This window comes from Erwinia sp. MMLR14_017, assembly GCF_033657285.1.
Lineage (GTDB): Bacteria > Pseudomonadota > Gammaproteobacteria > Enterobacterales > Enterobacteriaceae > Erwinia.
The window spans coordinates 42,292-65,106 of sequence record NZ_JAWVWP010000003.1 but is presented as its reverse complement, the minus strand read 5'-3'; the positions used below and the strand labels follow the sequence as shown (position 1 = coordinate 65,106).

17 protein-coding genes and 1 pseudogene are annotated in these 22,815 nt (G+C 54.0%); 9 read left to right on the top strand and 9 right to left on the bottom strand.

Annotation, left to right across the window (positions count from 1 at the left end; genetic code table 11):
• Window positions 1-114 precede the first annotated feature (114 nt).
• The gene (glnE, locus tag SD961_RS05810) at window positions 115-2,949 is read right to left on the bottom strand and encodes a bifunctional [glutamate--ammonia ligase]-adenylyl-L-tyrosine phosphorylase/[glutamate--ammonia-ligase] adenylyltransferase (RefSeq protein WP_318789450.1); all 2,835 of its coding nucleotides are present in this window, start codon (window positions 2,947-2,949) and stop codon (window positions 115-117) included.
• A gap of 68 nt (window positions 2,950-3,017) precedes the next feature.
• Window positions 3,018-4,325, bottom strand: coding sequence for an inorganic triphosphatase (locus SD961_RS05805; protein WP_318789448.1), 1,308 nt, complete (start codon window positions 4,323-4,325; stop codon window positions 3,018-3,020).
• Window positions 4,326-4,604: 279 nt separating this feature from the next.
• Here SD961_RS05805 and SD961_RS05800 point away from each other — a divergent pair, with 279 nt between their 5' ends.
• Together SD961_RS05800 and SD961_RS05795 are read left to right on the top strand one after the other, a co-directional pair.
• Window positions 4,605-5,225, top strand: coding sequence for a TIGR04211 family SH3 domain-containing protein (locus SD961_RS05800; protein WP_318789447.1), 621 nt, complete (start codon window positions 4,605-4,607; stop codon window positions 5,223-5,225).
• 137 nt (window positions 5,226-5,362) lie between these two features.
• Complete coding sequence (locus tag SD961_RS05795) at window positions 5,363-6,589, top strand: multifunctional CCA addition/repair protein (protein ID WP_318789446.1); 1,227 nt, start codon at window positions 5,363-5,365, stop codon at window positions 6,587-6,589.
• 53 nt (window positions 6,590-6,642) lie between these two features.
• Here the strand turns inward: SD961_RS05795 and bacA are convergent, their stop codons facing one another.
• Both bacA and folB read right to left on the bottom strand, forming a co-directional pair.
• A complete protein-coding gene (gene bacA, locus SD961_RS05790; protein WP_318789763.1) occupies window positions 6,643-7,461 on the bottom strand; it encodes an undecaprenyl-diphosphate phosphatase in 819 nt (272 codons plus the stop codon).
• Window positions 7,462-7,604: 143 nt separating this feature from the next.
• Window positions 7,605-7,964 carry a bifunctional dihydroneopterin aldolase/7,8-dihydroneopterin epimerase gene (gene folB / locus SD961_RS05785; RefSeq protein ID WP_318789445.1) on the bottom strand — a complete coding sequence of 120 codons (360 nt, stop codon included), beginning with the start codon at window positions 7,962-7,964 and terminating at the stop codon, window positions 7,605-7,607.
• A 107-nt stretch (window positions 7,965-8,071) separates the two neighbouring features.
• Here folB and plsY point away from each other — a divergent pair, with 107 nt between their 5' ends.
• A complete protein-coding gene (gene plsY / locus SD961_RS05780; RefSeq protein ID WP_318789444.1) occupies window positions 8,072-8,686 on the top strand; it encodes a glycerol-3-phosphate 1-O-acyltransferase PlsY in 615 nt (204 codons plus the stop codon).
• Window positions 8,687-8,770: 84 nt separating this feature from the next.
• Here plsY and tsaD read toward each other — a convergent pair whose 3' ends face one another.
• A complete protein-coding gene (tsaD, locus tag SD961_RS05775) occupies window positions 8,771-9,796 on the bottom strand; it encodes a tRNA (adenosine(37)-N6)-threonylcarbamoyltransferase complex transferase subunit TsaD (RefSeq protein WP_318789443.1) in 1,026 nt (341 codons plus the stop codon).
• A 303-nt stretch (window positions 9,797-10,099) separates the two neighbouring features.
• Here tsaD and rpsU point away from each other — a divergent pair, with 303 nt between their 5' ends.
• The 3 genes from rpsU (at window position 10,100) to rpoD (ending at window position 14,284) form a co-directional block, all read left to right on the top strand.
• On the top strand, window positions 10,100-10,315 hold the full coding sequence (gene rpsU / locus SD961_RS05770; RefSeq protein WP_001144069.1) for a 30S ribosomal protein S21: 216 nt from the start codon (window positions 10,100-10,102) through the stop codon (window positions 10,313-10,315).
• Between the two features lie 112 nt (window positions 10,316-10,427).
• A complete protein-coding gene (gene dnaG / locus SD961_RS05765) occupies window positions 10,428-12,188 on the top strand; it encodes a DNA primase (protein ID WP_318789442.1) in 1,761 nt (586 codons plus the stop codon).
• Between the two features lie 254 nt (window positions 12,189-12,442).
• A complete protein-coding gene (rpoD, locus tag SD961_RS05760) occupies window positions 12,443-14,284 on the top strand; it encodes an RNA polymerase sigma factor RpoD (RefSeq protein WP_318789441.1) in 1,842 nt (613 codons plus the stop codon).
• A gap of 62 nt (window positions 14,285-14,346) precedes the next feature.
• Here the strand turns inward: rpoD and SD961_RS05755 are convergent.
• A pseudogene (locus SD961_RS05755) lies at window positions 14,347-14,655 on the bottom strand (transposase); the annotation flags it as partial.
• A gap of 195 nt (window positions 14,656-14,850) precedes the next feature.
• On the opposite strand from SD961_RS05755, the gene SD961_RS05750 reads away from it, so the two are divergent.
• Window positions 14,851-16,353: an 8-oxoguanine deaminase gene (locus SD961_RS05750; protein WP_318789440.1), complete on the top strand. Its 1,503-nt coding sequence runs from the start codon at window positions 14,851-14,853 to the stop codon at window positions 16,351-16,353.
• Window positions 16,354-17,281: 928 nt separating this feature from the next.
• Here SD961_RS05750 and mug read toward each other — a convergent pair.
• Window positions 17,282-17,809 (bottom strand): G/U mismatch-specific DNA glycosylase, encoded by a 528-nt coding sequence (gene mug, locus SD961_RS05745; RefSeq protein ID WP_318789439.1) that lies wholly within the window; start codon window positions 17,807-17,809, stop codon window positions 17,282-17,284.
• A gap of 156 nt (window positions 17,810-17,965) precedes the next feature.
• Entirely contained in the window at window positions 17,966-18,889 is a 924-nt protein-coding gene (locus SD961_RS05740; protein WP_318789438.1) for a LysR substrate-binding domain-containing protein, read from the bottom strand.
• A gap of 138 nt (window positions 18,890-19,027) precedes the next feature.
• Between SD961_RS05740 and SD961_RS05735 the strand changes: the two genes are divergently transcribed.
• The gene (locus SD961_RS05735) at window positions 19,028-19,417 is read left to right on the top strand and encodes a tautomerase family protein (protein WP_318789437.1); all 390 of its coding nucleotides are present in this window, start codon (window positions 19,028-19,030) and stop codon (window positions 19,415-19,417) included.
• A 163-nt stretch (window positions 19,418-19,580) separates the two neighbouring features.
• Here SD961_RS05735 and SD961_RS05730 read toward each other — a convergent pair whose 3' ends face one another.
• Window positions 19,581-20,732, bottom strand: a complete 1,152-nt coding sequence (locus SD961_RS05730; RefSeq protein ID WP_318789436.1) for a porin — start codon at window positions 20,730-20,732, stop codon at window positions 19,581-19,583.
• Window positions 20,733-21,064: 332 nt separating this feature from the next.
• Here SD961_RS05730 and SD961_RS05725 point away from each other — a divergent pair, with 332 nt between their 5' ends.
• A complete protein-coding gene (locus tag SD961_RS05725) occupies window positions 21,065-22,795 on the top strand; it encodes a glycerol-3-phosphate dehydrogenase/oxidase (RefSeq protein ID WP_318789435.1) in 1,731 nt (576 codons plus the stop codon).
• The last annotated feature ends 20 nt before the right edge of the window (window positions 22,796-22,815 follow it).

Genomic DNA, 22,815 nt, shown 5'->3' with positions numbered 1-22,815 from the left:
ATAAGCTGGCTATCCCGCACATTTACCTGCATCTTTCCGGTGCAGAGACAGATTAAGCGCTTCAGCCAGCTGGCTGAGGCGCGCACTTATTCACGGGTTCTTACTTGTAAGCGCTCACTCACCGAACCAGCGTTGCCAGCTGCTGTTTACCACCGCTTTTTCTTCACTGAAGGCTTCCGGGGAGACGTGACCCGGCAGCGCCTGTAAAGCCAGATGATGTAGCGCATCACGTAGCGTGGTGTAGGCGTTGGTTAATGCCTCTGCTTCCTGCTCACTGATACGGCCATCGCTGGCCAGCAGCGCCAGGATACGAACGTTATCGGACCAGCGCGTGAGTTTTGCTTCGCTGGCAGCAAAGCGTAAGACCAGATATTGCGTAATGAATTCAATATCCGTAATACCGCCCTGGTCAGCTTTGATATCCCAGCGCCCTTTATGCTTATTACCTGTATGCGTGCGCATTTTTTCACGCATTTCCCGCACCTCAGTTTTCAGCTTCTCTGCTTCCCGCGGCAGGCAAAGAATGCCGCGTCGGATCTCGTCGAAGCGCTGGCTCAGCGCCGTTTCACCAAAGACGATCCGCGCCCGCACCAGCGCCTGATGCTCCCAGGTCCAGGCTTCATTTCTCTGATAATCATCGAAGGCGTCAAAGGTGCTGACCAGCATCCCGGCGGCACCGGAAGGGCGTAACCGGGCGTCAACCTCGTATAAAATGCCTGAGGAGGTTCGCGTACTGAACAGGTGCATAACGCGCTGTGCCAGACGGAGATAGAACTGCCGCCCGTCAATGCTGCGCTCGCCGTCGGTGACCGCCTCCGCCGGGCAGTCATGCAGAAAGACCAGATCCAGATCGGAGCTGTAGCCCAACTCCCAGCCGCCAAGCTTACCGTAACCCACCACGGCAAAACCGCGCTCCTGCTGGTGAGTCAGGTGAGAAGGCCGTCCATAGCGTAGCACCATCATCTGCCAGGCCTGCTGTACCACCTGCTCAATCATCGCTTCTGCCAGCCAGGTCAGGTGATCGCTCACTTTCATCACCGGCAACGTTTCAGCTATATCCGCAGCGGCAATGCGCAGATGCTGCGCCTGTTTAAACTGGCGTAGCGCTTCAAGCTGCTGCTCCTCATCCTCTTCCGGGATACGCAGCAGATATTGCCGCAGCTCATCACGATAGGCATCGGTTGCCGTGGGTTGATAAAGCGTGGCCGGGTCCAGCAGTTCATCAAGCAGCAAGGGGTAGCGTGCCAGCTGGCTGGCTATCATCGGCGACGCGGCGCACAGGCGGATCAGATGCTTCAGCGCGCCGTGGTATTCAGTGAGCAGTTCGAGATAGGTGGTGCGGGTAACGACGCCCAGCAGCAGCGGCGTCAGCCTGCTGAGTGTCACTGCCGCATCTTCTCGCAGACAGACTTCACTCAGCAGGCGGGGCATCAGCTGATCCAGCGCCTGCCTGCCCCGTGGACCGATGGTGCGCTTGTCCACATCCTGACGAAAATCCTGAATGACCTGAAGCAGGCGCTGCCTGGCGCTGGTTTCAAGGTGAGGAACCAGCGGGACGAGATCGGCCTCTTCCAGCCGGTCCTGCCAGAGCACGCCATACTCATCCGCCTCAACGCTGCCGCCCGTCTCTGGCGTATCATCACCAATAAGATCGTCAAAAATAGCGCGTACTGCCGCCATATGATTTTCCAGCTTCGCTGTCAGCGTTATCCAGCTCTCCTCCCCCATCGCCCACGCAAGCCGGGCGCGGTTCAGATCGTCAGCAGGCAGCGTCTGCGTCTGTTCATCGCTGATGCTCTGCAGCAAATTTTCCAGACGGCGCAGGAAAAGGTACGTCTCTTCCAGCTGGACCACCTGTACTTTCGGCAGCAGGTTGAGGTCGCCAATCGCCTGGAGCGTGGGGAGCAGTGAACGCAGCTGCAGCGAGCGTTCACGACCACCACGAATAAGCTGAAAGACCTGGACGATAAATTCTGTTTCGCGGATGCCGCCCGCGCCCAGCTTGATATTATCTGTCAGGCCACGCCGCCGTACTTCACGGGCAATCATACTCTTCATGTTGCGCAGGGACTGAATAACGCTGAAATCGATGTAGCGGCGATAGATAAAAGGCCGCAGCATCTGCTCCAGCTCCTGGCTCCAGCGATCGTCAGTGCCGCCCATCAGCCGTGCTTTGACCATGGCATAACGTTCCCAGTCGCGTCCCTGCTCCTGGTAGTAATCCTCCAGCGCAGCGAAGCTCAGCACCAGCGGCCCGCTCTCGCCAAATGGCCGGAGACGCATATCCACGCGATAAACAAAACCCTCTGCGGTGGGTTGATCCAGCACCTTAATTAAGCGTTGCCCAAGGCGGGTGAAAAACTGGGCATTATCCAGCTCACGCCGGCCACCAGAGGTGGTGCCGTTTTCCGGCCAGGTAAAGATCAGATCGATATCCGAGGAGAAGTTCAGCTCTCTGCCACCCAGCTTGCCCATACCCAGGATCAGCAGAGGCTGCGGCTCCCCGACGGCATTCATCGGCGTACCCAATTCCCGACAGCAGGCCAGCCACAGCCAGTCACGCGCGGCGACAATCAGCGTTTCCGCCAGTTCGCTAAGCTGTTTCAGGGACTCTTCTGTGCTGCTGAGAGCAAGCGTTTGCATCCAGGCTATGCGGGTAAGCATATGGCGGCGGAACAGCCGCAGCGTTCGCATCAACCCATTCTCATCCGTCACCTCTGCCAGCTTTTCCGTCAGCCATGTCGGATAATGTTGCCACTCCGCAGGTTGCGGGGGTTGTTGTTGCAGGTGCTGCCACCACTCAGGCTGCCGCGTCAGGTTTTCCAGCATAAAATCACTGAAAACCAGAGCGCCCTGTTCTGCCTGACTCAGCGCGCTCATTTCCGGGCTGAGCTGTTGGGTCAGTTGGGCCAGTGAAGAGGGCAAAGCGGGTAAAGGTGGTGGCAACATAAAAAATCCCTGTTAACGCGTTGATTAACGCTTTATCTGCGGTTATTCGGCATAACCCGTGCGAACGATCAGACAGTCGTGCCGTTTTTCCAGAAAGCCGCCTGTTTCAGCGCCTGTCGGCTGTGGCTCTCCAGCCAGACTTCCTGCCCCGATGCAATCGCCTGCGCCAGCTGTTCCCAGCTTTGCATCCAGGCTTCCACGGCAGCAGGGTCGTAAGCGCCTGCCAGCAAGCGTGCCGCCAGCAGTTGGCGATGCAGGCGCGTCAGTTTGTCCTGATACTCATTCATCTGCCGTACCGAGGCAAAGGTCTCTTTTAAATCGGCGGCAATCCTGCCCAGCATAATGTCAGAGAAGCGCTTGAACGATCCCTGCAGTTTGGCATCAGCTTTAGCGTCGATAAACCCACGCCAGCGCTCGGTCACTATCCAGTTAGTAAGTGCCAACTGGGTACGTAAGGAGAGCGGACTGAAGCAGAGCGATTCCGCCTGCACCTGCTCTTCAAACAGCGCCTCTTCCAGGCCCGTCAGAGAGTGACGTAGCTCGTTGCTCGCTTTGCGGGGAACCAGCGAACCAAACAGCGAAAATGTCTGACGAAGCGTTTCAAGCGCCTGGCGAACTTCATGCTGTGCAGCGCTGTTGCCGCGCAGCCACAGCTCTTCATGATACTGCCACTGGCTCAGCGCCAGAGTAAAGGCAGCCAGCATCCCCTCTTCAACCGTGGCTTTGGGTTTGACTTTCATTACCCTGAGCGGCCGCAGTTCGCGGGTTGGATTGCCTTTGGCCAGCGCATACCCTCTGGCGGCCTTACTCAGGCTGCCCAACCGTAATCCGCCCAGATCCGTAAGCTCCGACGCGAAGGCCAGCAGGTCATCTCTCTCTCCGCTTAAGAGCTCCAGCTCCAGCTCACACAGCGGCTCGCTTAACGCACCAGCACAAACTTCACCCTGATCGAGAGCAACCTCTATCTCGCTTTGCTTGTAAGTAACCACCCACTTTTCACGAACAAAGTTAGTGCTGAACAGCGGGTTAAGCTGCTGCTGAAGCGCCGCAAGATCGCACCCTTCAGGCCAGATTTCGGCAGGAAGGCGCTCAAGCGCCAGTTCTGGCTTTGCAATATCCACATTATATTCTGGCCGCTGGTGCAGGCCGCCCAGAGTTTGCCCCGCCGCTTTCAGCGTCATTTCGTAGCGGTCATCAAACCCCCGGATACGCAGCCCCATATCCCAACGGCGTAGCTGGCTGTCTGCCGTTTCAAAATAGATGTTGGTCAGCTTCAGCGGCGCCGTATGCTGATGATGCCAGCCCGCCAGGCGGGCTGGCAGATTTTTGGCGGCTTCCGGTGTGGCAATGAACTTTACTTCGATTTCGATGGTCATATTTTCTTGATCAGATGATTAGCGGTACGGTAAATGGAGTGTTGGCCTGATTTCCCTGCCTGTTTCATTGCGCCTGAGCAGCAGGAAACGGCGAGCCAAATCGGTCAGATATGACGTGAAGAGTAATGCAGAATCGCCATCTCTGTCTCGGCTTTATTATGCTTTCGCGCCACGTCTCGCACGGGCCTGAGACCAGGAAAGTTCTCATTCAGCTTTATGCGAGCCAGCTCCAGACTGTGCCATTACTTTTGTCCAGGATTCACGTAAACAAGACATCGAATGAAAAAAATACATTTTATTGGCCTCACTTTACTGACTTTTAGCGTTGCAGCATCCGTACATGCCGAAGAGAAGCGCTATATTTCCGACGAGCTTTCTACCTGGGTGCGTAGTGGCCCCAGCGACAGTTTCCGCCTGGTTGGCACCCTGAATGCCGGCGAGCAGGTTGACCTGCTGCAAACCAACGACAGCACGCATTATGCGCAGATCCGCGATGCCAATGGCCGCACGACCTGGATCCCGGAAGCGCAGCTCAGCCAGCAGCCAAGCCTGCGGACTCGCGTGCCGCAACTTGAGCAGCAGGTAAAAGATCTCACTGACAAACTGGCTAATATTGATGGCAGCTGGAACCAACGCACTGCCGAGATGCAGAAGAAAGTAGCGGGCAGCGATGGGGCGATTAACAGCCTGAAAGAGGAAAACCAAAAGCTGAAAAATCAGCTGGTGGTAGCGCAGAAAAAAGTGAGTGCCGCCAACGTTCAGCTGGATGACAAACAGCGTACCATCATTATGCAATGGTTTATGTATGGCGGCGGCGTGGCCGGTGTTGGCCTGCTGTTGGGCCTGTTACTGCCGCACATGATCCCAAGCCGTAAAAAGAAAGATCGCTGGATGAACTGACCCGGACTGGCAACGTTTTCAGGGCATCCATTGATGCCCTTTTTGGCATGCCTTCAGGAAAGCGATGGCCGCACAACGTTGGGATGGTTCTACACTTCAAGTATGATGCATGAAACAAACAGATCAGGAGCGCGGTAGTGAAGACTTACCTTGTCGGTGGCGCGGTACGCGATGCACTGTTAAATCTGCCGGTCAAAGACAAAGATTGGGTAGTTGTGGGTGCCTCGCCCGAAGAGATGCAGAGACTGGGCTACGAACAGGTGGGCCGTGATTTTCCGGTCTTCCTGCATCCAGAAACACACGAAGAATATGCTCTCGCCCGGACGGAGCGGAAAAGCGGCAGCGGTTATACCGGCTTTGTCTGCTACTCTGCGCCAGATGTCACTCTTGAGCAGGATTTACAGCGCCGCGACCTGACCATTAACGCTATCGCCCAGGACGAACAGGGCCATTTTTACGATCCCTATCAGGGCCGTGCCGATCTCCAGCAACGCCAGTTGCGGCATGTCTCTCAGGCCTTTCAGGAAGATCCTCTGCGGGTGCTACGCGTGGCAAGGTTTGCGGCGCGTTTTGCCCACCTCAACTTTGTGGTCGCCGAAGAAACCCAGGCGTTAATGCGCTGGATGGCAGAGAGCGGTGAGCTGAACACGCTGACGCCGGAACGCGTGTGGAAAGAGACTGAAAAAGCGCTGGAAACCCGCAATCCTCAGATCTATTTTCAGGTGCTGCGGGACTGCGGCGCGCTGGCCGTGCTTTTCCCGGAACTGGATAATCTTTACGGCATTCCTGCCCCGGCGAAATGGCATCCTGAAATCGATACCGGCATCCATACGCTGATGACGCTGGCGATTGCCGCCCAGCTCAGCCCGGAGGTAGATGTCCGCTTTGCCACGCTGTTTCATGATGTCGGCAAGGCGCTGACGCCGCCCGAAAAATGGCCCAGCCATCATGGTCACGGCCCGGCGGGCGTGCCTTTAGTGGCAGCCCTGTGCCAGCGTCTTCGCGTCCCCAACGCCATCCGTGATTTGGCACTGCTGGTGACCGAGTTTCACGATGTGGTGCACACCATTGAACGTCAAAGCCCGGAAACGCTGATCGCGCTCTTTGATCGCATTGATGCCTGGCGAAAGCCGCACCGCGTGGAGCAAATCGCGTTGACCAGTGAAGCAGACGCCCGGGGACGCACAGGATTTGAAAGTAATGCCTATCCTCAGGGCGATATTTTGCGTAAAGCGTTTGAAATCGCCTTGGGCGTAGCCACAAAAGAGGTGGTTGCGGGCGGATTTAAAGGGGTGGGGGTCAGAGAAGAGTTAACCAGAAGAAGAATTGCCGCCTTGTCGCACTGGAAGCAACAGCAGCTTTAAGGCATTTCCGAAGCCGGACCTGAGAGAAGCCGGCTTCGGAAAGAAGCGTTTAATCAGACAAAAATCATGTAAACCACTGCCGCCACAATAAAGCGATAGATAGCGAAAGGCACAAAGGAGATGCGCTGGATCAGCTTCAGGAAGACTTTAATCGCGATCAGCGCCACGATAAAGGCCACCAGGAAACCTGTAGCAAACATCGGGAAATCGGCCATGGTCAGGAAGCCGTAGCTTTTATAGAGATCCAGTACCGTTGCGCCCATCATCATTGGCACCGCCAGCACGAAGGAGAACTCAGCCGCCGCATAGCGGCTTACACCCATCAGCATACCGCCAGAAATAGTGGCGCCAGAGCGGGAGAAGCCCGGCCACAGCGCCAGACACTGGAAGCAACCGATGATAAATGCCTGACGATAAGTCATGTCATCAATGCCTACCGCTTTCGGCTGTTTTGGCTTCAGGTACTCTGCCGCCAGCAGCAGTACACCGCCGACAACCAGCGCATACATTACGTTGATGGGATTGAATAATTGTTTGATTTGGTCGTGAAAAATCAGACCAACCACCACAGCCGGTACCATACCCAGCAGAATATGGATCAGTGAAAGGTGGCCTTTACCCGTGCCTTCGTGCGGGACTTTGCCAAAATGGATGCCAATCAGACCGAACAGGCGACGCCAGAACATCACTACCACAGCTAAGATCGAGCCCAGCTGGATAACCACTTCAAACGTTTCTGCCTTATCGCCGTCAAATCCCAACAGATGACCGACAATGATCATGTGCCCGGTGGAAGAAACAGGGAGAAACTCTGTTAACCCTTCAACAATGCCAAGTATTGCTGCCACCCATAGCTGATGAATATCTGCCATCAAATCTACCCCTATCCGTTTTAAATCCAGTAAAAAGGCGGCTGCTTTACGCACCCGCCAAATTGTGCCTGACAAACATCAGGCCAACCTTAAGACAGAGCATAATGTGGTTTGGTTTCGTCGTGATGGCAATCACATTGAATTTATTTCGGATTAGTCCCGCGTTCGATAATAACGCCAACCTGAGCCGCCTGCGCCACTGCGCCTGGCTTGCTGAGCTTTATACGCACCCAGGGTGAGTTGAAACGCGCCAGCAGAAGCGAGGCGACCTCTTCAGCCACCCGTTCGACCAGGGCAAACTTGCCCCCCGCTACGTGATTAATGATGGCCTCAGCCACATCGGCATAGCTCAGGCAGTCACTGACATCATCACTGGCTGCCGCCTGGCGATTGTCCCAGGCCATTTCGACATCGAACACCAGCTTCTGCTGAATCGTTTGTTCCCATTCGTAAACACCAATGGTAGTGATCACCGACAGTTGTTCTATAAATACGATATCCATGATGCTGGTCTCTGTTTTTGTGGTTGCCGGATACCACTTCCGGCGGATTATGCGTATTATCCACAGATGATGAGAACAAAACGACCCCTAAGGGATGGAACGGTGTTATGAGTGTATTCGCGCTTGGTATGATTCTTTTCGCGTATCTGTGCGGCTCCATTTCCAGCGCGATCCTGGTTTGCCGTCTGTTCAGATTGCCCGATCCTCGCCTGAATGGCTCAGGAAACCCTGGCGCCACCAACGTATTGCGCATTGGCGGAAAAATCCCTGCGGTTCTGGTGCTGGTATTTGACGTTCTTAAAGGCATGCTGCCGGTCTGGCTGGCTTACCACTATGGCGTTTCTCCGCTCTACCTTGGCCTGATCGCCATTGCCGCCTGCCTGGGCCACATCTATCCTCTCTTTTTCCATTTCAAGGGAGGCAAAGGCGTGGCGACCGCTTTTGGTGCCATTGCGCCTATCGGCTGGGATTTAACCGGGTTAATGACCGGGACATGGCTTCTCACCGTGCTGCTGAGCGGCTACTCCTCGCTGGGTGCCATTATCAGCGCCCTGATTGCGCCTTTCTACGTCTGGTGGTTTAAACCCCAGTTCACCTTCCCGGTTGCGATGCTCTCTTGCCTGGTCTTACTGCGCCACCATGACAATATTCAACGTTTATGGCGTGGGCAGGAAACAAAAATCTGGAAGAAGAAGAAGAAAGAAAAACGGCCGGTTGAGTAATCCGACGCAGGCAGAAACAAGCGGATGATGCCGTAAAAAAAACGCCCGATGAGGATTCATCAGGCGCTTAGTATGAAGCTCTGTTTACAGGCTAAGCAAAATCGCTGGCAATTCAGCCAGTGGCCAGCGTGGGCGCACCGTGACGCTCAGTTCAGCATGAGCACCGCCCCGCAGGCGAACCAACCCGGCATAGGCGATCATCGCACCGTTGTCGGTGCAAAACTCAGGTCGCGCATAAAAGACTTCGCCGCCGCGCGCTTTCATTACCTCAGCCATTTTACTGCGTAACGTCCGGTTAGCACTGACGCCGCCAGCAATCACCAGTCGTTTAAAACCAGTCTGCTCCAACGCTCGTTTGCATTTGATCGCCAGCGTATCAACCACCGCATCTTCAAACGCGCGGGCAATATCGGCGCGGGTCTGAGCATCATCGCTGTTTTCACGGATGGTATTAGCTGCAAATGTCTTTAAGCCGGAAAAGCTGAAATCGAGTCCCGGACGGTCGGTCATCGGACGCGGGAAGACGAAACGCTTTTCTGTTCCAGCCTGCGCCATCTTAGAGAGCAGCGGGCCACCTGGATAATCCAGCCCCAGCAGCTTCGCCGTTTTGTCGAACGCCTCTCCAGCCGCGTCATCAACAGACTCGCCCAGCAGGCTGTATTCACCGATACCCGTTACGCTGATAAGCTGGGTGTGGCCGCCAGAAACCAGCAGCGCCACAAAAGGAAAGTCCGGCGGGTTCTCTTCCAGCATCGGTGCCAGCAGGTGCCCTTCCATATGGTGTACCGGGATGGCAGGCACATTCCAGGCAAACGCCAGCGAGCGACCGATAGTGGCGCCTACCAGTAATGCACCGACCAGGCCCGGCCCTGCGGTATAGGCCACCGCATCAATATCCTGCGCCTGTAATCCCGCTTCCTGCAGAGCAGCCTGAATAAGCGGCACCGTTTTGCGCACGTGATCGCGCGACGCCAGTTCCGGTACTACGCCGCCGTAATCGGCGTGCAGTTTAACCTGGCTGTAAAGTTGATTGGCGAGTAAACCGGCCGCCTCATCGTAAATGGCGATCCCCGTTTCATCGCAGGATGTTTCAATTCCGAGTACACGCATGACTTTTTTACCTCATTCTTGCGGCGCGCAGTGTAGCATGAAGGCCAGACCGGAGCCGCCAATTTTGCACCATAAAGCGTGACTACCTGATAATACAGGGGAAAATATTTTCGCGCCGGCACCTGCATTGATGTATACTCCTTCGCCTGAAAAAAACCGGCAGTGGCACAGGCGCATCTGTTGGTGACATTATGCTATGGTGCTTTACAACGCGGCCTGTGTTGGAGTAAAATTCCGCACCATTTTGAAACAAGCTGGCACCGACGTCAGCAACAAAACCGAATTTATCGAGGTGAGAGTTACATGCCGGTAATTAAAGTACGTGAAAACGAGCCCTTTGACGTAGCACTGCGTCGTTTCAAGCGTTCTTGCGAGAAAGCAGGCGTTCTGGCTGAAGTTCGTCGTCGTGAGTTTTATGAAAAACCGACTACCGAACGTAAGCGCGCTAAAGCGTCTGCTGTTAAACGCCACGCGAAGAAATTGGCTCGCGAAAACGCACGCCGTACTCGTCTGTACTAATCTTTGAGGGTTCGCCCTCACGCAATACAGATAAGTAAGTAGTTAAGAAGGCCGTGCTTTCCGGAAGGAATGCGCGGCTTGTTCTCGTTTATGAGCTGATAAACCGGGGCTTATGGCTGGACGAATTCCACGTGTATTTATCAATGACTTGCTGGCACGCACGGACATCGTGGATCTTATCGATGCGCGCGTAAAGTTAAAAAAGCAGGGCAAGAATTATCACGCGTGCTGTCCTTTCCATAACGAAAAAACCCCCTCTTTCACCGTAAACGGTGAAAAACAGTTTTACCACTGCTTCGGCTGTGGCGCTCACGGCAATGCTGTCGACTTCCTGATGAATTACGATCGTCTGGAATTTGTGGAGAGCATTGAGGAGCTGGCTACGCTTTACGGCCTTGAAGTGCCCTATGAAAGCGGCACTGGTCCCAGCCAGCTTGAGCGCCATCAGCGCCAGAGTCTCTATCAATTGATGGGCGGCCTGAACGAGTTTTATCAGCAGTCGCTTTCTCAGAGTCAGGCATCAGGCGCGCGCGAATACCTCGCTAATCGTGGTCTGAGTGACGATGTTATCAGGCATTTCTCTATTGGCTTCGCGCCCGCAGGCTGGGATAACGCCCTGAAGCGATTTGGTCGCAATCAGGACGATCGCCAGGCATTGATCGATGCGGGTATGCTGGTCACCAATGACCAGGGCCGCAGTTACGACCGCTTCCGCGAACGGGTGATGTTCCCGATCCACGACAAGCGCGGGCGGGTGATAGGATTTGGCGGTCGCGTGCTTGGCGATGGCGTGCCGAAATACCTTAACTCGCCGGAAACGGATATTTTTCATAAGGGCCGGCAGTTATATGGCCTGTATGAAGCGCAAAAAAAGCATCCTGAACCGGCAAAGCTGCTGGTGGTAGAAGGCTATATGGACGTGGTGGCGCTGGCGCAGTTTGGCATCGATTATGCCGTTGCGTCGTTGGGAACCTCTACCACGCCTGAACATATTCAACTTCTGTTCCGCACGACCGATAACGTTATATGTTGCTACGACGGCGACAGAGCGGGCCGGGAAGCCGCATGGCGGGCGCTGGAAACCGCATTGCCTTACATGAATGACGGTCGTCAACTACGCTTTATGTTCCTGCCGGATGGCGAAGATCCGGATACGCTGGTGCGTAAAGAGGGGAAAGAGGCTTTTGAAGCCAGGATGGAGCAGGCTATGCCGCTCTCCGCTTTCCTGTTTGATACGCTGCTGCCGCAGGTGGACTTGCGTTCACCGGATGGTCGCGCTCAGCTCAGTACGCTGGCATTGCCGCTGATCAGTCAGGTTCCCGGCGAAACGTTACGCATCTATTTGCGGCAGACGCTGGGCAGCAAGTTGGGCATTCTGGATGATACTCAGCTGGACAAGCTGATGCCTAAGCAGAGCGAGAACGCGAAACCGCCGCAGCAGCCGCAGCTTAAACGCACCACCATGCGTATACTGATTGGGTTACTGATACAGAATCCGTCGCTGGCGGCAATGGTTCCGCCACTTGAAGGGCTGCAGGCGTCAGAGCTGCCTGGTTTTCCGCTATTTGTTGAGTTAGTGAGCACTTGCGTTGCTCATCCTGGCCTGACTACCGGACAGCTACTAGAGTTATACCGTGGAACAAAATTTAGCCAGAGCCTTGAAACTCTGGCCACATGGAACCACATGATTGTAGAAGATGAAGTGGAAACCATGTTTAAGGATTCGCTGGGCAGCATGTATGACGCGGCGCTGGAACGGCGCTTAGAATTCTTAATTGCCAGAGAAAGGACGCATGGGCTGGATGCAAATGAGCGCCGTGAATACTGGTATTTAAACCAGGAATTCGCTAAAAAACCAGGCTCAACCAGCTGATATCAATATCCTTTAATAAATTTAAGCAGCGTATATCGCCGTAGTCATTTTGGGCGCTGCCAGCGTTCAAAATGGCATGCAAGATAGCGTCGAACAAAAATTCTAGCGGCTTAAGTGCCGAATATGCGCCAGGTCGAGCCTGGCAGCCGCTTCGATGGGCAGCGGCAAAAATCCAACGCCCTCACTGTTATTGTTGGCATCATGCATAGCTGACCGACACCAATCTAATTTAACAGAAGTGTGGATACCGTCTTATGGAGCAAAACCCGCAGTCACAGCTTAAGCTTCTTGTCACCCGTGGTAAAGAGCAAGGCTATCTGACCTATGCCGAGGTCAATGACCATCTGCCGGAAGATATCGTCGACTCCGATCAGATCGAAGACATCATTCAGATGATCAACGATATGGGCATACAGGTTGTGGAAGAAGCGCCTGATGCCGACGATCTGATGCTGAACGAAAACAGCAGCGACACGGACGAAGATGCTGCCGAAGCGGCTGCTCAAGTGTTATCCAGCGTTGAATCTGAAATCGGCCGTACCACTGACCCGGTTCGCATGTATATGCGTGAAATGGGTACCGTTGAACTGCTGACGCGCGAAGGCGAAATCGACATCGCTAAACGCATCGAAGACGGTATCAACCAGGTACAGTGTTCCGTTGCTGAATATCCGGAAGCGATCACCTATTTGCTGGAGCAGTACGATCGCGTTGAAGCGGGCGAAGCACGCCTGTCTGATATGATCACCGGCTTTGTCGATCCTAACGCTGAAGCAGATATCGCCCCTACTGCAACACACGTAGGGTCTGAGCTTTCTGAAGAAGAGCGCGATGACGACGAAGATGAAGATGAAGAAGATGACGACACTGCTGACGATGACAACAGCATTGATCCGGAACTGGCGCGCGAGAAGTTTAACGACCTTCGTGTTCAGTACGAGAAAGCGCGTACCGTTATCAAAGCGAAAGGCCGCAGTCACGCCGATGCCGTTACCGAAATTCAGAATCTTTCTGACGTATTCAAACAGTTCCGCCTGGTGCCGAAGCAATTCGACTTCCTGGTAAACAACATGCGCACCATGATGGACCGCGTTCGTACGCAAGAACGCCTGATCATGAAGCTCTGTGTTGAAATCTGTAAGATGCCGAAGAAGAACTTCATCACCCTGTTCACCGGCAATGAAACCAGTGAAACCTGGTTTAAAGCGGCTCTGGCGATGAACAAGCCCTGGTCTGAAAAGCTGAAAGATGTTGCTGAAGATGTGCAGCGTAGTCTGATGAAGCTCGGTCAGATTGAAGAAGAGACCGGCCTGACGATTGAGCAGGTTAAGGACATCAACCGTCGTATGTCTATCGGTGAAGCCAAGGCTCGCCGTGCGAAGAAAGAGATGGTTGAAGCAAACTTGCGTCTGGTTATCTCCATCGCCAAAAAGTATACCAACCGTGGCCTGCAGTTCCTGGACTTGATTCAGGAAGGTAACATTGGTCTGATGAAAGCGGTTGATAAGTTTGAATATCGCCGTGGTTATAAGTTCTCAACTTATGCCACCTGGTGGATCCGTCAGGCTATTACCCGTTCCATTGCTGACCAGGCGCGCACCATTCGTATTCCGGTGCATATGATTGAGACCATTAACAAGCTCAACCGTATCTCTCGTCAGATGCTGCAGGAAATGGGCCGTGAGCCGACACCGGAAGAGCTGGCCGAGCGCATGCTGATGCCGGAAGATAAGATCCGTAAGGTGCTGAAAATCGCTAAAGAGCCAATCTCCATGGAGACGCCGATTGGTGATGATGAAGATTCGCATCTGGGTGATTTTATCGAAGACACCACGCTGGAGCTGCCGCTGGACTCTGCTACCTCTGAGAGCCTGCGTTCTGCCACACACGACGTGCTTGCTGGCCTGACCGCTCGTGAAGCGAAAGTGCTGCGCATGCGCTTTGGTATTGATATGAATACCGACCATACGCTGGAAGAAGTAGGCAAACAGTTTGACGTGACGCGTGAGCGTATCCGTCAGATTGAAGCGAAGGCGCTGCGTAAACTTCGCCATCCAAGCCGCTCTGAAGTGCTGCGTAGCTTCCTGGACGATTAATTCGTTCTGAGCAGGTAAAAAAGCCCCGCCTGGGTTGCCTCCCAGAAGTTGGGCAATTCAGGTTAAGCGACTTTAAAGGCCTGGGTTCGGTATTCTACCGGACTCAGGCCTTTTAATTTCAGACCGATCCGTTCGTTGTTGTAGTTATGGATATATTCCTCTATCGCCTTCTTCATTTCGTTGATACTGCTGAACTGACTCAGGTAAAAACATTCCAATTTCTGCGTACTAAATAAGTTCTCCATCACCGCATTATCCAGACCGTTTCCTTTGCGCGACATACTTTGTGTCACTCCCTGTACCTTTAACTTTGCCTGATAGTTTGCCATCCGGTACTGCCAGACCTGATTCAAGTGCAACAATGGGGTATCTTCTGGCCCAGCCTTTCGCAGGTCTGTCGCATCCAGGCACTGTACCGACAATCAGAAATAAACGTTTTGGCTCACGACTAACTGCCGTCGTTAATATTTCAGACAGACAATTTCGATTATTAGGTATACTCAGACCTGCATCTGATATGTATGATTAAAAATCAGTTGGTCAGTTTATTTAAACAAGGAGCAGTTATGATGGATAAACAACCGGATCAGCTACGTCGCTTATTAGTTAAGACACCTTTCCTGGCCCCGTTATTAACGACATTACCGACAACAGCAAAAGAGAAACTGTTATATTCCCTTAATGGAGATAAGGCGGCAGGTTCTGTCCCGTCTCAGAGTCAGACGCTGCTGCTGAAAAACGCAAATATGGTCGTGACCATGGATAAAGACAAGCGCGAAATAAAAAACGGCTGCGTCTTTATCAAAGGCAATACGATAGTTGCCGTAGGTTCCGAAAGCGAAATGCCGCAAACGGTAGACAGAGTTATCGATCTGAAAGGTCATATCGTTATTCCAGGCCTGATTAACACTCACCACCATATGTATCAGAGCCTGACTCGCGTAGTACCTGCGGCTCAGGACGGAGAACTTTTTACCTGGCTGACTGCACTGTATCCTGTCTGGGAAAAACTGACCCCGGAAATGATGAAAATCGCGACCAAAACCGCCATGGCAGAGCTGATGCTTTCAGGCTGTACCACTTCCAGCGATCACCAGTATGTGTACCCGAACGGCATCAAGCTCGATCACAGTATCGAAGCGGCGCAGGAGATGGGGATGCGTTTTCATGCCTGTCGCGGCAGTATGAGCGTGGGCAAAAAGCAGGGAGGCCTGCCGCCGGACTCTATCGTTGAAGATGAGAAGTTCATCCTCAAAGATACTCAGCGCGTGATTGAGCAGTTCCACGACGCTGAACGCGGCGCGATGATCCGCATCGTGGTTGCGCCTTGCTCGCCGTTCTCGGTCAGCGAAGGGCTGATGCGCGATTCCGCGAAACTCGCCCGTGCGCACGGTGTTTCCCTGCATACGCACCTGGCGGAAAACGTCAGCGATATCGAATACAGCAAAAAGACTTTTAACAAAACGCCTGCACAGTATGTGGAAGATCTGGAGTGGGTCGGTCACGACGTATGGCATGCGCACTGCGTGAAGCTTGATGATTACGGTATGAAGCTGTTTGCCCGCACCGGTACTGGCGTTGCTCACTGCCCTTGCTCCAACATGCGTCTGGGTTCTGGTATCGCGCCAGTGCGCCATATGCTGGATGCTGGCATGCACGTGGGCCTGGGTGTGGACGGCTCTGCCTCTAATGACAGCTCCGATATGATTGGCGAAGTGCGTCAGGCTCTGCTGCTGCAACGTGTTGGTTTCGGCCCGGAAGCGTTGACCGCACGTGAAGCGCTGGAAATCGCCACCCTTGGCGGTGCGAAAAACCTCAATCGAGACGACATTGGTGCGCTGGCACCGGGCATGATGGCGGATATTGCGGTGTTTAACCTGGAAGGCGTTGGCCTTGCTGGCGCGCAACACGATCCGGTTTCCGCATTGGTGTTCTGTAACCCAGGTAAGGTTGCTTACAACATCATCAATGGTCGCGTGGTAGTGGATAACGGTAAGGTGACTACCGTAGATGTGCCTGTGATCGTTGAGAAACACAATCGCCTGGCTCATCAGCTGGTGGAAGGCTAATCCCTCTGAAGCTGCGCACCGCAGCTAAAGACGCGAAGGAAACTCATGCTCCAGCAGACTGCTTCACTAAGGCCATTGCTGCGAGTTGCATCAACGCAAGGGACTAAAGTTTAACGAGCAGTTGCTGTCGCATTGGTTCCGATCAGGCTGGGAGCATATCAATCTGACTGGCAATTATATCTGGAAAAGCAACCGGCTGGCTTTTGGTAAGGTTAGTAGCCTGAGGCCAGCTAAAGTCGAAAGGACAAAAAGTACCTTAACTTACAATAATTTTCTCTATTTAAACTGCCCCCTTAAACCGTGCGCCAGCTTCACGCATCGAAAGTTTTTCACTGAGAGCAGTCCGGACAACCGCAAGCCGGAACCCGGCTTAATGGCAGTCATTTTTCCAGGTAATACATCAATGTCATATAATTACCAGGCTGTGATCCAGCGACGAACCAATATTCTTTTAAGCCTAAAAACGCTGTTGTACGCCTTGTGCCATTTTTTCCTGACAACGAGTGACTGACTACAGCAAGTCTGGTTCAGGCGAATACTTTGGCTTCGCCATAACTGCCCCTTACACAGGTGGATGCCCAACTTTTGGGATGCAGTCCACTGCGCCGGGGCTTTTTATATGGGCCAGGATGACAGAGAGTGTGAAGAGTTGTTGTGGCCTCTCTGGCCTCCTTCTGCACTGCTTTTCCACTGCTTTTCAGCGGGTAACAGACTACCTTTACATTGTCGCAGGTAAGAGCGTCCTCACGCTGATTAACGCAAGTGCGGCTTTTCTTGTTCTCTCCCGGCGGCTCAGCACAGAAAGATCCTGAACACCTGTCGCGCAGTGTGGCGTACTCGCCTCGCTTACTTCACCCCGCTTTTAAAGTACGATTTGCCACAGGTTTTATGCAGCGTAGCTGAAACATGGCTGCCGGATAGCACCGAATTAGCGGCCTCGCGCGGCCAGCGCCACATCCAGCTCACGATATGCAGAGGTCAGCTTATCCTGAGAAGCGCGGTTCAGCCCGCTTGGGTTGGGCAATACCCAAACTTCCGTTTCGCCGATGGTATGCGGCTGTCTGCCCCACTCCACCTTGCTGACCCTGGCCGCCTGCTTCCATGCCTGTTTACCCAGCACCGCTAAAGCATATGGCTGGTAGATCTGAATTTTCTCAATCAACGCCCTGCCCCCTTCACGCAATTCGTCACGCGACAGCTCAGTGGCTTCCCTGGTCGGACGCTCCACCAGCATGGTAATACCGCAGCCGGTATCCAGCAGTTGCTGTTCCTGTTCCGGCTTCAGCTGGCGGGTCGTAAAGCCCGCCAGCCAGATCGTTTTCCAGAAGCGGTTCCCTTTATGAGCAAAATGGAACCCGGTATGGGCAGAGGATTTACCGGGATTGATGCCACAAAAAACCACGCGCAATCCCGGTGCCAGGATATCCGTTATCGTATGTTCATCGGTCTCGCTCACGTTTGATCCTCTTTAAGTTACGGCTGCTCAGCCAGTATGAAATAGCCTGTCTCAACTCCCCACTGCGCCGACGCGTAGCGGGGAGCCATCCGTGATGTTGAGGCATGACTGGGTGATCATTATGGAAAATAAATCCCGTTACGCAAAGAAGGCCGCTCAGTTCTCCTGAAAAGCCTGGCGTAGCCAGTGGATAAAAGTACTGACGGCTCGGGGCACCTGAGCAGACCACGGGCGCACCACATACAAAGTAGTGGCAAAGGCCCCTGCTGTTTGCCATTCAGGCAATATTTCCACCAGTCGCCCCTCACGCAGCGCAGACCGCGCGCTGAAATCGGGCAAAAGCGCGATCCCTAACCCTTCTAACGCGGCATCCCGAATAGATTCGCTGTTATTGGTCGCAAAGGGGCCGGAAACGTTAACCGTTACCGCTGCCTGCCCCTCTTGCAACGCAGTAAATGTCCAGCGGGGCGTTTCAGTACCGCGAGGATAATAAAGGCATTGATGAGCACTGAGTTCTTCCGGCGTCTGCGGAAAACCGTGTTCAGCCAGATAAGCGGGCGATGCCACAACCTGAGCGCGGGTGGCGCAAAGCGGAAGGGCAACGTGCGTTTCCGGGAAACTGTCGCTGTGGCGAATAGCCAGGTCGAAACCTTCACTGGCCAGAGAAACCAGCCGGTCAGAGACTTCTAACTGCACGCGAACCTGCGGGTACTCACGCAGAAACGCGGTGATATGGGGAACCAGCTGTTGACGGGCAAAAGCTACGGGTGCCGTAACCCGTATTAAGCCGCGCAGCGGGCCTGCGGAATCACGCACGCTAAAAAAGCTCTGTTCGATTTGGGCGAAAGGCAGCCGTAGCTCCTCTACCAGCTTCTCCCCCGCGCTGGTGAGCCGCACGCTGCGCGTGGTTCGCGTCACCAGAGGCACGCCGGCAAACTGCTCCAGCTCCTTAATTTTCTGACTCATGGCCGCTTTGCTGACTTCAAGCCTTTCTGCCGCCCGGGTAAAACTCCCCTGCTCAGCCAGCATCGTCAGCCAGTGCAGGTGTACCCACAGGGCGTCACTCTTTGCCTCTTTCATCTATTGTTCACTATAGTAAATAATCAATTCAAGTATAGCGCTTTTTCCCACCGCTTATTCGCCGTAAAGTGGCTTCCAACATAGCCGCAGATAGCCTGTTGTTCTCGCTGTGGTTTTAACTGAAATCAGGGGGAAGATATGCCGTTACTGCAATTTGATGTGATTCAGGGTCGTTCAGAATCAGAGATGAGAACGTTGCTGGATGCCGCTCACCGTGCGGTGCTGACTGCTTTTAAGGTTCCGCAACGCGATCGTTACCAGATTGTTCATGAAAACAAAGCTTATCAGATGGTTTTTGAAGATACTGGCCTGGGGCTGACGCGTAGCGATAACCTGGTTATGGTTCGGGTATTTACCAGCCCACGCAGCGACGAGCAGAAACAGTTCTTTATGGCGGAGCTCTGCCGGGAGCTGAAAGAGAGCTGCGGTATTTCAGGTAGCGACGTAATGATCAGTTTTATCACTAACAGCAAAGGTGACTGGAGCTTTGGCAACGGCGTGGCGCAATATATGACTGGCGATCTGTAACAGAGGTGCCTCAGCACGCTTATGTGCATGAAGATGACGCAGCGTTTTTTTCAGGGCAGGAAGCAGGCGCACTGGCTGAATAAAAACGCTCCGGCGCAGGCCGGAGCGTTGCTGGTTTCGTTCAACCGTGAGGAGAAAATGGCTCCCTGCGGCGTTCAGGAAATCAGAAGTCGTAACGCAGACGAACCAGGTTCATGTCACCCAGATTGTCGGTGCTGGAGGTGAATACGTGCTCGTAATCGACGCGGAAGCCGTAATCCAGCTGGAAGGTCACGCCTACACCATTATCGATGCGCTGGTAATCACGACCGCTGATGTACTCCAGACGATCACCCATAACGTATGGCATAAAGGTTTTCAGGCCATACTGACCAACCGGGATGGTGTAACCGGCCAGATATTCGATTCCCCACGCATCTCCAGCGAAATAGTTATCCACGTCTACACGTTTGGTGGTCAGGAAGTTCTCGTAGTAACCGCCGCCGACGGAGAAGGTCCAGTTGTCTGGTTTCCAGCTCAGGGAGGTGCCATAGATGTTCTGGTCGTAGGCTTTTGCATCATCGTTACCCGGGTTGCGCATCTCTGCACGAGTATAGTTCCAGGCCGCGCCCCAGGTGAGGTCTTTGGTCAGGTGATAATCCATGCCCAGCGAGCCGCCGCCGTTACGCTTGTAGCGCAGGCCGTTACCCGGCAGATATTCGTTGTCTTCAAACAGGTAAGAAGCATAGACGTCGGCATCGCCAAAGGTGTTTTTATACTTCAGCATTTTACGGGAACGATAGGAACCATCGTAATCACCGTTGATGCCGTTACCCGGTGCCTGCGCCAACATATCGTAGTCCCAGATATCGGTTTTTGCGCCAACAACATCGTAATAAACGCTGTTTTGCTGACCAAACGTCAGCTTACCCCAGGTTTTACTCTGAAAGCCGGTGTAGAGCATACGGCGGCTGGTATTGTTCGCGCCGTCAGCATGATGATTGTCCCAGCCGAGCACGGCCGGAATATTCACGCCCAGCTCGTAGTAACCTACCCAGCTTACATCATCAAACAGGTAGTAATCGGCCAGGAAACGGAAGCGGGTGCCGCCATCAAAACCGTTACGCTTATAGGAACCTTTATCCCCATCGCCTGTCAGATTGTTGAATTGTGGACGAATACTGCCACCGACGGTGAAGTTCAGGCGGCTAAGCGGGTCGCCAGCCTGAGGATCGGCTTTCAGAACGGTAATTTCAGCATGAGCGGCAAACGACGCACTGCCCACCAGCAGCCCCAGACCAATGGCCCGAGTTAAAACGCGCATTGTTGTTAACATTATAGTTCCCTGATGAGAATAGTCTTAGATTTTCCGGGTGAGATAGTAGCCTGAGAAGCATGTCAAAACGTAAATTTATATGGCCCTTTTGTGCGGTTTTTCTTACATAATCTTTAAGAAAATATGTCTTTTGACGTAAATGTACACAAACATGGTCATTTTGTGCTGTATTTGATTTATGTCATGCCTCTTGCCTGCCTCTGGCTCCGCTGGTTTTACTTTTTTATCTCCGCAGGCCCCTGCCGTTCCAGTTAACACTTTTGCAACGCGAGAGTGGTGTTCTCCCCTTGCCTGGCTATACCTCACAGAGGCGCGTTGATCGGGAGGAAGGCATGATATCAGAGAGCAGAAAGCCAGAAGGACGTAGTGCGCGCCTGGCGCGGCTCCGCCAGCTTACCCGCGTGCCCGTGCTGATTGTTGGCGGAGGGATCAACGGTATCAGCACCTTTCGTGAGCTGGCTCTGCAAGGGGTCCCGGTGGTGATGGTGGAGAAAGGCGACTGGTGCCAGGCAGCCAGCGGCGCACTTTCACGTATGATCCATGGCGGATTGCGCTATCTGGAAACCGGTGAGTTTGGGCTGGTTAAAGAAGCCGTTCAGGAGCGGGATCGGCTGCTGAAAAATGCTCCGCACTACGTTGCGCCTTTACGTACTACCCTGCCCATCGGCAGCCGCACTGGCGGGCTGATGAATGCCGGCAAACGCTTTTTGCAGCTTTCAGAGCAGCCCAGCCGACGCGGCGCCCTGGTGGTTAAAACGGGTCTGACGCTTTACGACGCCTGGTCCCGCCAGTTTGGCACCATGCCCAGGCATCAGATGCATAATCAACAGCAAACGCATCAGCGCTGGCCAGGGTTTGCCAGGTGGGTGAAATACAGCGCGGCCTATTATGATGCATGGATCGCCGCACCGGAACGCCTGGGTTTTGAGTTGATTGAGGATGCTGAACGCGCGGCGCCCGCTGCGCTGGCGCTGAATTATCTCAGCCTTGAGCAGTGTGACGGCGAAAAACTCACCTTGCGCGATCGCCAAAGCGGCGAGATTTTCACGCTGGCGGCCCATGTTGTGGTGAACGCTACCGGCGCATGGATTGACCAGCTTAACGGCACGTTAAGCCCCACCCTGCCGCCCAACAAACTGATTGGCGGTACCAAAGGCTCGCATCTGATCATTCATAGTCCGGCGCTGTTGCAGATGCTGGATGGCGAAATGGTCTATTACGAAAACCAGGAGGGCCGGGTCTGTATTATGTTCCCGTGGTACGGCAATGTGCTGGTTGGTTCAACCGATATACGGGTAGATAACCCGGAGGTGGTGTGTGAAGAAGAGGAGCAGAACTATATTCTGGACTCCCTGCGCTTTATTTTCCCCGCTCTGCAGGTGGGTAAAGAAGAAGTGCTTTATACCTTCAGCGGCGTGCGCCCGTTGCCTGCCAGTGAAGCTACTGTCAACGGCACTATTTCCCGTAACCACTCGCTGATTCTGCTACCGCCTCTTGCCGGGCGAGACTTCACCACGCTCTGTCTGGTAGGAGGCAAATGGACTACATTCCGCAGCTTCGGTGAAGAAGCCGCTGACCGGGTACTGAAGCTGCTGGGCGAAAAACGCAAAGTGAGCACCGTGGGGCTGGCAATTGGCGGCGGCAGCCATTTCCCTGGAGCCGCAGGCAGGCAGGCGTGGATAAAGCAGCAGAGCAGCCTCTATGCATTGTCACCGATGCGCACTGCTCAGTTACTCTCCCGCTACGGTACGCGTGCTCAGGCAGCAATGGCTTTTATGCAGCAGCAACCCGACACGCTGTTGCAGGCCCACCCGGAGTGGAGCCAGAACGAGCTGCGCTTCCTTATCAGGTATGAGCAGGTAGAGACGCTGGAGGATTTGCTGATCAGGCGCACGCATCTTGCTGTCAGCGGCCAGCTCACACTGCCGCTGGTTGAAGAGGTGGCAGCGCTGCTGGCGCAGGAACGTAGCTGGTCTTCTCAATATGCTAAACAGCATGTTTCGGAGACTCTTGCGCGTCTGGCTGCACGGCACGGGCTGGGCAGGCTTTTATCGCCATCCTGACTTCGCCTCGCTTTCACTCT

Coding starts and splice junctions, on each gene's coding strand:
- glnE (WP_318789450.1), bottom strand. CDS start 2,949: ATGTTGCCACCACCTTTACCCGCTTTGCCCTCTTCACTGGCCCAACTG.
- SD961_RS05805 (WP_318789448.1), bottom strand. CDS start 4,325: ATGACCATCGAAATCGAAGTAAAGTTCATTGCCACACCGGAAGCCGCC.
- SD961_RS05800 (WP_318789447.1), top strand. CDS start 4,605: ATGAAAAAAATACATTTTATTGGCCTCACTTTACTGACTTTTAGCGTT.
- bacA (WP_318789763.1), bottom strand. CDS start 7,461: ATGGCAGATATTCATCAGCTATGGGTGGCAGCAATACTTGGCATTGTT.
- folB (WP_318789445.1), bottom strand. CDS start 7,964: ATGGATATCGTATTTATAGAACAACTGTCGGTGATCACTACCATTGGT.
- plsY (WP_318789444.1), top strand. CDS start 8,072: ATGAGTGTATTCGCGCTTGGTATGATTCTTTTCGCGTATCTGTGCGGC.
- tsaD (WP_318789443.1), bottom strand. CDS start 9,796: ATGCGTGTACTCGGAATTGAAACATCCTGCGATGAAACGGGGATCGCC.
- rpsU (WP_001144069.1), top strand. CDS start 10,100: ATGCCGGTAATTAAAGTACGTGAAAACGAGCCCTTTGACGTAGCACTG.
- dnaG (WP_318789442.1), top strand. CDS start 10,428: ATGGCTGGACGAATTCCACGTGTATTTATCAATGACTTGCTGGCACGC.
- rpoD (WP_318789441.1), top strand. CDS start 12,443: ATGGAGCAAAACCCGCAGTCACAGCTTAAGCTTCTTGTCACCCGTGGT.
- SD961_RS05750 (WP_318789440.1), top strand. CDS start 14,851: ATGATGGATAAACAACCGGATCAGCTACGTCGCTTATTAGTTAAGACA.
- SD961_RS05740 (WP_318789438.1), bottom strand. CDS start 18,889: ATGAAAGAGGCAAAGAGTGACGCCCTGTGGGTACACCTGCACTGGCTG.
- SD961_RS05735 (WP_318789437.1), top strand. CDS start 19,028: ATGCCGTTACTGCAATTTGATGTGATTCAGGGTCGTTCAGAATCAGAG.
- SD961_RS05730 (WP_318789436.1), bottom strand. CDS start 20,732: ATGTTAACAACAATGCGCGTTTTAACTCGGGCCATTGGTCTGGGGCTG.
- SD961_RS05725 (WP_318789435.1), top strand. CDS start 21,065: ATGATATCAGAGAGCAGAAAGCCAGAAGGACGTAGTGCGCGCCTGGCG.